The following is a 9912-nucleotide window of genomic DNA, read 5'->3' as shown; positions in this document are numbered from 1 at the left end:
GGTGGCGTCGCGGACCCGGCCGGGCGGGAGGCCCGGCGCGTGGGCGGGGCGACCGGCGCCTGGAAGACCAGGCCGAACGCCGCGGGGACGGCAGGCTCCGGGGCCTCGTCAAAGCCGCCGGTGTCGTCCGAGTCCTCCGGACCGTCAGAGAAGGCTCGGTGGTCCGAGCCCTCCCCTTCGTCGGAACCTTCCGAGTCGGCCGCTTCGTCGGAGTCCTCCGCTTCGGCCGGGTCGGCCGGGCCATCCGAGCCCTCTGCTTCGTCAGCGTCGGCCTCGTCAGCGTCTGCTTCGTCAGCGTCGGCCTCGTCCGAGCCGGGCTGGGGCTGGGGCTGGGAGTCGAACTCGTCCTCGGCCGGAGCCTCCTCGACGGCGTCGTCCTCGCGGTCGGCGTCGGCCGGCTCGTCGCCCGGGCTCGGGTCGTCGGCAGCGGCCAACTCCTCGGCCGTCGCGGCGACCTCCTCGGGCGTGACGGCCAGATCGTCGACCGGAGCGGCGTCGCCGTCGGCGATGGGGGTGCTCACGCCGTCGTGGTCGACCAGGAACAGCAGGTCAGCGCCGTCGGAGCCGGTTTCATCGGCGGGGTTGTCGGTGGGTGTGGTGTCGCTCATCGCGCATGCACCTTCTCGCGGCATACGGCTCGGCCACACCGGCCGGATCACCGGCCCCACGCCGCATACGGCGGTTCCAGGTCGCATCGGCTGACAGCCGACGCGGAAGTCGTCGGGTTCCTCGGGTGGCGGTTCGCGCGGGGCGCGTCACCGGTTCGAGGCGGCGGCGTCCTTGTCGATGGCCAGGGGATCGGCCACCTGCCCAGTTGCGTTGTCCCACGGTCCCTGCGCCAGCCGGGTGACCCGTGGGGGTCGGGCTGGCGCGAACCGGATCGACTCGCGCAACGCGGTCAGAACGTCGTCGGGGCGAACGGCAGGTGTGGTATGCCGAACGACCAAGCGAAGTATCGCACAGTCCTCCCTCTCACTGGGTTCGGCGCGCTCGACAGCGGCCAGCACGTCGAGCTCTCGCGGGCCGTTCTTGAAGACTCGGGTGACCGTGCCCCGCCGGCAGCGCGAGCAGCGCGTCGACCGCGGCGCGCAGCTCCTGCGAGGCGACGTCCGGGAACTCGATCAGCCAGTCGCTGGCCTCGAGCCGGTCCGCCAGCGCACCCGGCCCGGCGGGCACCACCTCCAGAACGTCCAGGTCCGTCGGCAGCGCCGCGTCGAGGTCGGCGCGCAACCGCTCGGGGTCGACGTCGCAGATGGTGCCGATCTCGAAGTACTCCGCCTCCGACGCCATCCCCGTCGGCGCTCCCCCGGCATACGAAATCTTCGGGTGTGGGTGGAAGCCGGCGGAGAAGGCCATCGGCACCTCGGCGCGGCGCAGCGCCCGTTCGAGGGCCCGGGAGAAATCCCGGGTGGACGAGAAGCGCATCCGGCCGCGGCGGGCATACCGGATGCGGTAGCGCGCGGCGACCGGTGCGGGCGGCGGGCCGTCAGGTGTGGGACTCATGGTCGGGCAATTATCCCCGCCCCTAGGGTGTGGGCATGGTCGCCATCGATCGTTCCCGTCTGGCTGTCCTGGTGGAGCAGGAAGCGCAGGCGTATGCCGCTGCCAACCCTCGCTCGCGTGAGTTGTATGACGCGTCGGGCAATCTCTTCGGTCACGTCCCGATGACCTGGATGAACAAGTGGTCGGGCGGCTTCCCGCTCTATCTCGACCACGCCCACGGTGCCCGCATCACCGACGTCGACGGGCATACCTATGTCGACTTCGCACTGGGCGACACGGGCGCCATGGCGGGCCACTCCCCCGACCCGACGATCAAGGCCGTCACCTCCCGGACCGGCGACCTCGGCGGGCTGACGACCATGCTCCCGACGGCGGACGCGCAATGGGTGGGTGCCGAGCTCACGGCTCGCTTCACACTGCCGCTGTGGAGCTTCACCCTCTCGGCGACGGACGCGAACCGGTGGGCGATCCGGTTGGCGCGGCTGGCAACCGGGCGCAGCAAGATCCTCGTGTTCGGGTACTGCTATCACGGCAGCGTGGATGAAACCTTCGCGGTCACAAACCCCGTCCACGGCGGCACCTATTCCCGGCCGGGCAATGTCGCACCGCCCGTGCCGGTGGACCTGACGACGCGGGCGGCGGTGTGGAACGACCTGGAGTCGGTCGAGGCTGCGCTGCGCCACGGTGACGTCGCGGCGATCCTGACCGAGCCGGCGCTGACGAATATCGGGATCGTGCTGCCCGAGCCGGGTTTCATGGAGGGGCTGCGGGAGCTGGCGACGCGGTATGGCGCGCTGCTGATGATCGATGAGACGCACACCTTCTCGGCGGGCTGGGGTGGGGCCACGACCGCCTGGGGTCTGCAGCCGGACATCTTCGTCATCGGCAAGTCCATCGGCGGCGGAATCCCCTGTGGCGCCTATGGTTTGAGCGAGGACGTCGCCGCGCGGGTCACGCATCACACGGACACAGGAGACGCCGACATCATCGACGTCGGTGGTGTCGGCGGCACTCTCGCCGGCAACGCTCTCTCGCTCGCCGCGATGCGGGCGACGCTCGGCGAGGTGCTCACCCCGCAGGCCTTCGACGCGATGATCGACCTCGCCACCGCCTTCACCGAGGGCGTGGAGGCGAGCATCGAGGAGTTCGACCTGCCGTGGTCGATCGCGCAACTCGGCGCCCGGGCCGAATACCGATTCGCCTATCCCGCACCGCGAACCGGTGAGGAGGCCGCCGCGGCGGCGGATGACGACCTGGACGCCTACATGCACCTCGCGATGTGCAATCGCGGGATCCTGATGACGCCCTTCCACAATATGGCGCTGATGTGCCCGGCCACTGAGCGCGCCGACGTGGACCGGCATACCGAGGCCTTCCACGAGGCCGTCGCGGCGCTTCGCGGATGACCGCGGGGGAGGTCCCAATGCGGGTGAACCGGGATGCGGCCTTCGTCGAGGCCGCCGCGATCGCTACCGACCTCATCGCTCGGCCCGTGATCGCCGGCCGGTGGGAGGAGCCGAGTGCGTTGCCGCGCATGACGATCGGCATGCTCACCTGCCACCTCGGGCGCCAATTCGTGCGCTCGTATCAGATCCTCTCCACACCAGCGGCCGAAGGCGCCGATCTGCTGGACAGCGCGCACGAGCACTATCGCCGGGCGTCCTGGGTCACGGCGCGATCACTCGACGACCCCGCGATGACGCGTGACCTCGACACCGAGGATGCGCGCGCCGGATTCGAGGCGATGGTGCAGCGCAGCCTGACCGCGTTCACGGACGTCACCTCCCTGCTGCGCTCGGGGGCGGCGCAGGACCCGGTGACCATCCCGTGGCAGGGATGGAGCCTGCGCCGCGACGACTACCTCCTCACCCGGCTCGTCGAGATCGTCGTGCACAGCGACGACCTGGCCCACTCGATCGGCGTGGCCACACCCGAGTTCCCGTCCGCGGCATACCAGCCTGTGCTGCACCTCCTCGCCGACCTCGCTGCCGGAAGGCACGGCCAGTCCGCCCTCATCAGCGCATTGGCCAGGCGGGAGCGCCGGCCGGAGGAGATCAGCGCGTTCTGACCGGGTGTGCCACTCCGACGGGCGATTTCGCGGAGGAGTGGATGGCTGCGAGGATGGGCGGCCGACGAACATCACCCGAGCGAAGGCGTTGACATGACCACCCTGCACGAGCTCTTGGACCCGAGCCGACGGCCACAGACCGTCGACGCCCTCGTCGGCGTCGTGGACGCGGAAGTCAAGAGCAAGTCCGGCCTCAGCGGCGCCGCGATCAAGACCGGCTACGCCGCGGCCAACAAGATCGACGCCAAGATCGTGCGGCGCGCGATCAACGGAATGCTGCCCGACTTCATGGCGCAGCTCGAACCGTTCTGGGCAGCTCGAGGCGAGCAGCCGTTCGGGGCCTACCTCGCGGGCAATGCCGACGCCGTGAGCGAGGCCCTGCTCGCGGTCACCGACGCACGCGCGGCCAACCCGAAACACGCGGCCATCGCCAAGGTCTACTCGAAGCTGCGCGGCAAGGCGAAGGACAATGTCGAGGCCGCACTCCCCCGTCTCGGCGAGGCGCTCCAGTCCCTCGCCGGCTGAGCCGGCGAGGGACGCGGACTAGACCTCGTGCCGGGCCCGGATCTCCACCAGCTCGACGGCGTGGGCATCCAGGGCCCGATCCTCATCGGTCACCGGCACCCACGGCGTGACAGGGACCGCATTGCGCGCCTCATCGATCGTCACGAACACGGTGCGGCAGTATGTCGTGAGCTCGAGCTCCCCGGTCGCCGGGTCGCCTGAGCGGACGTGGACACCGATGTGCATCGAGGTGCGGCCGGTATGCAGCAGGCGCGCCTCGACCTCGACGAGGTGGCCGATCCGCAAGGGCCGGTAGAAGCGCACGCCACCGGTGAAGATCGCGACATTGTGCGCGTCTCCGGTCCACGATGTGGCGAGCACGTGGGCGGCTTCGTCGATCCAGCGCATGACGATGCCGCCGTGGACCTTGCCGCCCCAGTTGACGTCGGTCGGCGCGGCCAGGAAGCGCATCGTGATCCTCGGTGCGGTGCCGGCTTCGCTGAAGACCGTCTCCTGCATCGCCTCCTCGACCTCCTTGCGGACCTCCGCCCGCCGGATGGCCCAGTCCTGCCAGAGCTTCTCCGACTCGCCATTGGGGATGCGCGCTGGCACCGCCTGGGACGCGCCCTTGTCGTCCACGGAGACGAACACCATGAGGCAGTGCGTCGCCGCAGCCAACTCGCCCGTCGCCGGTGGACCGCTGAAGGCCTCGACCATGATGTCCATGGAGGAGCGGCCGGTGCGCACGACGCGCGCTGTCACCTCGACGAGGTGACCGACCTCGATGGGCCGGGTGAAGCGGACATTGCCGACATAGGCGGTCACGGCATACGTGCCGCTCCAGCGGGCGGCCGCGGCATACCCGGCCTTGTCGATCCACTCCAGAACCTTTCCGGCAGAGACCGATCCGGACTGGCCGGCGTCAGTGGGCGCGGCGAGGAAGCGCAGCGTGATCTCTGCTCTGTCGGCGGTCAGCGTGCTCATGGGCCCAGCTTCCCATCCGCCGGGCTCAGCCGTCGGCGGTGAGCGACGGGCGACCCCGCCGGACCGGCGTCATGGCCCCGTCCCGGCATACTCAGGTGACATGGGCTCTGAGGACCGGGTGACGGCCGCCTTCCGCGCCGTGCCTCGCGCGAACTTCCTGCCGCCCGGCGAACGGGGGCGGGCGGCATACGACGGACCCATCGCGATCGGGCACGGACAGACCAACAGCCAGCCCCGGACCGTGGCCGACATGCTCCGTCTGCTCGACGTGCGCCCCGGTCAGAGGGTCCTGGACGTGGGTGCTGGATCTGGTTGGACCACAGCGCTATTGGCGTGGATCGTGGGCCCGGAAGGCAGCGTGCTCGGGCTGGAGAGAGTGGCGTCCCTCGCCGAGTTCGGCGCCGCCAATCTCGCCGCCGCCGGTATGCCGTGGGCTCGCCTCACGCTCGCCGATCCGGTCGCGCTCGGGGCCACCGATCACGCGCCCTTCGATCGGATCCTGGTCTCGGCTGAACCGAAAACCTTGCCGCACAGCCTTGTCGAGCAGCTGCGCGGGGATGGGGTCATGGTCATCCCGGTTGCCGGCCGGATGCTCCGCGTGGTGCGCACCGAGCGCGGGCACGACGTGACGACGCACGGCCACTACCGCTTCGTGCCCCTGATCACAGACGGCTGAATCACACCACCGTGAGCGGCAGGAGGTGCTTGCCCGTGGGGCCGATCTGAATGTGGGTGCCGAGCTGGGGGCAGACACCGCAGTCGAAGCAGGGGGTCCACCGGCAGTCGTCCTGCTCGCGCTCGTCGAGGGCGTCCTGCCAGTCGGCCCACAGCCAGTCCTTGTCCAGGCCGGAGTCGATGTGATCCCACGGCAGCACTTCGGTCTGGCCGCGTTCGCGGGTGGTGTACCAGTCGACGTCGACGCCATATGGCGGGAGTTCGGCTTCGCACGCGGCGATCCAGTTCTCGTAGGAGAAGTGTTCGCGCCAGCCGTCGAAGCGGCCCCCCTCACGCCACACCCGCTCGATGACCCGGCCGACCCGGCGGTCGCCGCGGGAGAGCAGGCCCTCGATGATGCCCGGCTTGCCGTCGTGGTAGCGGAAGCCGATGGCGCTGGCGTACTTGCGCTCCGACCGGATCGCCTCGCGCAGTTTCGCGAGCCGCGCGTCGGTCTCGTCGGCGCCGAGCTGGGCGGCCCATTGGAAGGGCGTGTGTGGCTTGGGGACGAACCCACCGATGGAGACGGTGCAGCGGATATCCTTGCGGCCGCTCACTCTTCGCCCCGTGTCGATGACCCTCTTGGCGAGATCGGCGATCTGCAGCACGTCCTCGTCGGTCTCGGTCGGCAGACCGCACATGAAATAGAGCTTCACCTGCCGCCATCCCGCGCCGTAGGCGGCGGCGACGGTGTCGATGAGGTCCTGCTCGGTGACCATCTTGTTGATGACCTTGCGCAGCCGCTCACTCCCGCCTTCGGGGGCGAAGGTGAGCCCGGAGCGGCGCCCGTTGCGGGTCAACTCGTTGGCGAGGTCGATATTGAAGGCGTCCACGCGCGTCGACGGGAGGGACAGACCGACTTGCTCCCCCGCATACCGGTCGGCGAGGCCCTTCGTGATGCCCGCGATCTCGGAGTGATCCGCACTGCTGAGCGACAGCAGGCCAACCTCCTCGAAACCCGTTGCGGCCAAACCCCGTTCAACCATCTCTCCGACACCGGTGATGGAACGCTCGCGCACCGGGCGGGTGATCATCCCAGCCTGGCAGAACCGGCAGCCGCGGGTGCACCCGCGGAAGATCTCCACGCTCATGCGCTCGTGGACGGCCTCGGCGAGCGGGACCAGCGGCTGCTTGGGATAGGGCCACTCGTCGAGGTCCATGACGGTGTTCTTGTCGATGCGCCACGGCACGCCCGTCTCGGTCGGTGCGACCCGGCGGATGCGGCCGTCGGGCAGGTAGCTGACGTCATAGAAACTCGGGACGTACACATTGCCGGTGTGCGCGAGGCGTCGCAGCAGCTCGCCGCGTCCGCCGGGCCGGCCTTCGCCCTTCCACTCGGCGATGACATCGCTGACCTGAAGGACCGCCTGCTCGCCGTCGCCGACGATGGCGGCGTCGATGAAGTCGGCGATCGGCTCGGGGTTGAAGGCCGCATGCCCGCCGACGATGACGATGGGCTCGTCGTCGGCGCGGTCGGCGGCGTGGATCGCGATGCCGGCCAGGTCCAGGGCGTTGAGGAAGTTGGTGTAGCCCAACTCGGTCGAGAACGAGATGCCGAAGACGTCGAACTCGCGCACCGCGCGATGGCCGTCCACCGTCACCTGCGGGACCCCCTCGGAGCGCAAGAGGGCCTCCATATCGGGCCACACGGCATACGTCCGCTCGGCGAGCGTGTCAGGGCGCTCGTTCAGGACTTCATAGAGGATCATCACGCCCTGGTTGGGCAGCCCGACCTCGTAGGCGTCGGGATACATCAGCGCCCAGCGGACGGTCAGATCCTCGCCGGCGGGGCCGACGCCGCCGCAGTCCCAGTCCTTGACGGTGGAGTTGAGCTCGCCGCCGACGTACTGGATCGGCTTGCTCACCCGCTCGAGCAGGGGCTCGAGTTGATCGAATCGGGACTGGCCAGGCATCCGATAAGGATAGGTGACCCTTGGAAGCGGTTCGGTCCCTCAGCCGGCGCCCGTTCTCGCAGCGACTCGTCCAACCCCAGCATGTCAGTCTGTTGGTGAGTCAGTTCGTCTTCGTTGAGATGGAGATGACCTGATGGATCCTGATGAGTTCACTGTTGAGCAGCGGCGTGATTTCGTGTTGGAGTATTTAGCGGTTCCGCATGGCCAGCGGCAGGCGTTTCGGCGTGCTCGCGGGGTGGGCGAGGCGACGTTGGCGCGGTGGCGTCGGCAGGTGATGGCCGGGGTTGTGGAGTCGGGTCGGATCCCTCGAGGAGGGGTGTTGGTGTCGATTGAGGAGAACCGGGAGTTGGCCCGGTTGCACGCGGAGAACAAGCGGTTACGCGCCAAGTTGGACACTGCTCACGCGTCGGCGCAGTCACAGGCTCGGGTGATCGACGCGTTGGGAAAAGCTATCGAGCTCTTGCGGGACGGGACGGCACCCAAGGGCGGCGATCCAACGGGCCGTCGGTGATGGATCGTCAGGCGTGGTGGGCGTTCGAGGCGACGGTAGTCGCCGGCCTGGTCGCGGCCGGGCTCTCGCAGCGGCGTGCGCTGGCGTTGCTGGGCATATCCCGTGGCTCATGGCAGCTGCGTCAGCATCCGCGCCCGAGAACCACGGATGTGGTTCCGCACCGGCGGCGGCGGTCGCCGGCATGGTTGACGGCAGCCGAGGTTGAGGCCATCACGGTGATGCTGACGGCGGCGTTCGCTGCCGGGAAGTCGGTATACCAGGCCTTCTACGAGGCCTGGGATGCCGCGACCCCGGTCGCCTCGTTGTCCTCGTGGTACCGGGTCGCCCGCGCCCACCTGGAGCCAGCCCGACCGGTACGGCGCCGGGCCCGCCGCCGCACCAGCGCGATGCCGCAGTGGGACGCCACCGGCCCGATGCAGGTGTGGTGCTGGGATATCACCAAACTCAAAGGCCCCTACATCGGTTGTTGCTACGACCTGTACATGGTCCTGGATGTCTTCTCCCGCAAGATCGTCGGCTGGCGCGTCGAAGACCACGAATCCGGTGACCTGGCCAAAGAGATGTTCGAACGCGCGATGGTCGACCACGGTGACCGAGCCCCGCGGATCGTGCACTCCGACGGTGGCTCCTCGATGACCTCGAAGGCCCTGACGGACCTGTTCCGCACGCTGGATATCGCGGTCAGCCGCAACCGTCCCCGGGTCTCCAACGACAATCCCTACGCCGAGTCGTGGTTCAAGACCAGCAAGTACACCCCGACCGCCCCTGCCTTCTTCACCGACATCGAGCACGCCCGCGCCTGGACCGCGTCATTCGTGGCCTGGTACAACACCGAGCACCGCCACTCCAGCCTCGCCGGACACACCCCCATCTCCGTCCACGACGGCACCTGGATCCACATCCACCAGCGCCGCCAAGCGGTCCTGGACCAGCTGATCGCTCAACACCCCGAACGCTTCACCACCAACCGGCGCGTCCAAACCCCCTACGCCCACGCCGTCCTGAACACCCCGAAAACCGGCGACCGACTCACAACAGGTTGACAGCTTCCGGACCACCCCACATACCAATGGGTAACGCCGTCGACAGCCGGGCCAGAGCCCACCGACGACTCCCTTTGACGTGCCTGATTCCTTTCGGAGTTGGATCCCAATAGAGTAGGATTCCTTGGAAGGGAGAATCGATTCAGAATGAGTAGCGGTAGGGTGAGTTTTTCGCCGGAGTTCCGCGAGCAGATGGTGGAACTGTTCTTGAGTTACCAGGGGCAGAAGAACCTGTCACAGGTCGCGCGGGAGAATGGTATCGGCGCGGAGACATTGCGGAACTGGGTGAAGAAGTACCAGGAAGCGAACCCGGTCGAGGACAAGCCCTTGACAATCTCGGAACGGGCGCGGCTTGAACAACTCGAGCGCGAGAATCAGGAACTGCGTCTGGAGCGGGAGTTCCTGGGAAAAGCCACCGCCTTCTTCGCGAAGAAGTATCGGTAGCCGACCGGTACGCACACATTCTCGCGGAGAAGGCGACCACGAATTCGGATGGTTCCGGCCGATACACGGTGGGCGCTATGTGTACCTGGCTGGGCGTGTCGGAATCAGGGTTCTATGACTGGGTGAAACGGCCGGCGTCGGCAACCGCGAAACGCCGCCGGAAGCTGGGCCGGCTGATCCGAGCCATCTTCGTCCGCCATCACGGCCGGTACGGGTACCGACGCGTCC

The 9912-nt window shown here is 68.5% G+C and carries 9 protein-coding genes and 1 pseudogene; 6 read left to right on the top strand and 4 right to left on the bottom strand.

Going from position 1 to position 9912, the window contains the following annotated elements; genetic code table 11:
* Positions 1–608, bottom strand: a pseudogene (locus BN11_RS18100) (hypothetical protein); the annotation flags it as partial.
* A gap of 364 nt (positions 609–972) precedes the next feature.
* Entirely contained in the window at positions 973–1503 is a 531-nt protein-coding gene (locus BN11_RS18095; protein ID WP_327152881.1) for a TIGR03936 family radical SAM-associated protein, read from the bottom strand.
* A 35-nt stretch (positions 1504–1538) separates the two neighbouring features.
* On the opposite strand from BN11_RS18095, the gene BN11_RS18090 reads away from it, so the two are divergent.
* The 3 genes from BN11_RS18090 (at position 1539) to BN11_RS18080 (ending at position 4096) form a co-directional block, all read left to right on the top strand.
* Positions 1539–2909 carry a transaminase gene (locus BN11_RS18090; protein WP_048699679.1) on the top strand — a complete coding sequence of 457 codons (1371 nt, stop codon included), beginning with the start codon at positions 1539–1541 and terminating at the stop codon, positions 2907–2909.
* Positions 2910–2926: 17 nt separating this feature from the next.
* On the top strand, positions 2927–3571 hold the full coding sequence (locus tag BN11_RS21430; RefSeq protein ID WP_053084177.1) for a maleylpyruvate isomerase N-terminal domain-containing protein: 645 nt from the start codon (positions 2927–2929) through the stop codon (positions 3569–3571).
* A 93-nt stretch (positions 3572–3664) separates the two neighbouring features.
* Positions 3665–4096 carry a DUF6918 family protein gene (locus BN11_RS18080; RefSeq protein ID WP_048699678.1) on the top strand — a complete coding sequence of 144 codons (432 nt, stop codon included), beginning with the start codon at positions 3665–3667 and terminating at the stop codon, positions 4094–4096.
* A gap of 18 nt (positions 4097–4114) precedes the next feature.
* Here BN11_RS18080 and BN11_RS18075 read toward each other — a convergent pair whose 3' ends face one another.
* On the bottom strand, positions 4115–5059 hold the full coding sequence (locus tag BN11_RS18075) for an acyl-CoA thioesterase (RefSeq protein ID WP_048699677.1): 945 nt from the start codon (positions 5057–5059) through the stop codon (positions 4115–4117).
* Between the two features lie 100 nt (positions 5060–5159).
* On the opposite strand from BN11_RS18075, the gene BN11_RS18070 reads away from it, so the two are divergent.
* The gene (locus tag BN11_RS18070) at positions 5160–5735 is read left to right on the top strand and encodes a protein-L-isoaspartate O-methyltransferase family protein (protein WP_048699676.1); all 576 of its coding nucleotides are present in this window, start codon (positions 5160–5162) and stop codon (positions 5733–5735) included.
* Between the two features lies 1 nt (position 5736).
* Here the strand turns inward: BN11_RS18070 and BN11_RS18065 are convergent, their stop codons facing one another.
* On the bottom strand, positions 5737–7686 hold the full coding sequence (locus tag BN11_RS18065) for a TIGR03960 family B12-binding radical SAM protein (RefSeq protein ID WP_048699675.1): 1950 nt from the start codon (positions 7684–7686) through the stop codon (positions 5737–5739).
* 696 nt (positions 7687–8382) lie between these two features.
* Here BN11_RS18065 and BN11_RS18055 point away from each other — a divergent pair.
* Positions 8383–9240, top strand: coding sequence for a DDE-type integrase/transposase/recombinase (locus BN11_RS18055; RefSeq protein ID WP_162213287.1), 858 nt, complete (start codon positions 8383–8385; stop codon positions 9238–9240).
* A 162-nt stretch (positions 9241–9402) separates the two neighbouring features.
* Positions 9403–9684, top strand: coding sequence for a transposase (locus tag BN11_RS18050; protein WP_162213214.1), 282 nt, complete (start codon positions 9403–9405; stop codon positions 9682–9684).
* Positions 9685–9912: the final 228 nt, after the last annotated feature.

Origin of the sequence: Nostocoides australiense Ben110, assembly GCF_001050535.1 — a bacterium.
GTDB classification, from domain to species: Bacteria; Actinomycetota; Actinomycetes; order Actinomycetales; family Dermatophilaceae; genus Nostocoides_A; species Nostocoides_A australiense.
Note: the sequence above shows the minus strand (reverse complement) of the source record. Positions and strands in the feature narration are given on the sequence as shown.

Bases quoted from the DNA above. Each gene is read 5' to 3' on its own strand.
- BN11_RS18095 (WP_327152881.1), bottom strand. From the start codon at position 1,503: ATGAGTCCCACACCTGACGGCCCGCCGCCCGCACCGGTCGCCGCGCGC.
- BN11_RS18090 (WP_048699679.1), top strand. From the start codon at position 1,539: ATGGTCGCCATCGATCGTTCCCGTCTGGCTGTCCTGGTGGAGCAGGAA.
- BN11_RS21430 (WP_053084177.1), top strand. From the start codon at position 2,927: ATGCGGGTGAACCGGGATGCGGCCTTCGTCGAGGCCGCCGCGATCGCT.
- BN11_RS18080 (WP_048699678.1), top strand. From the start codon at position 3,665: ATGACCACCCTGCACGAGCTCTTGGACCCGAGCCGACGGCCACAGACC.
- BN11_RS18075 (WP_048699677.1), bottom strand. From the start codon at position 5,059: ATGAGCACGCTGACCGCCGACAGAGCAGAGATCACGCTGCGCTTCCTC.
- BN11_RS18070 (WP_048699676.1), top strand. From the start codon at position 5,160: ATGGGCTCTGAGGACCGGGTGACGGCCGCCTTCCGCGCCGTGCCTCGC.
- BN11_RS18065 (WP_048699675.1), bottom strand. From the start codon at position 7,686: ATGCCTGGCCAGTCCCGATTCGATCAACTCGAGCCCCTGCTCGAGCGG.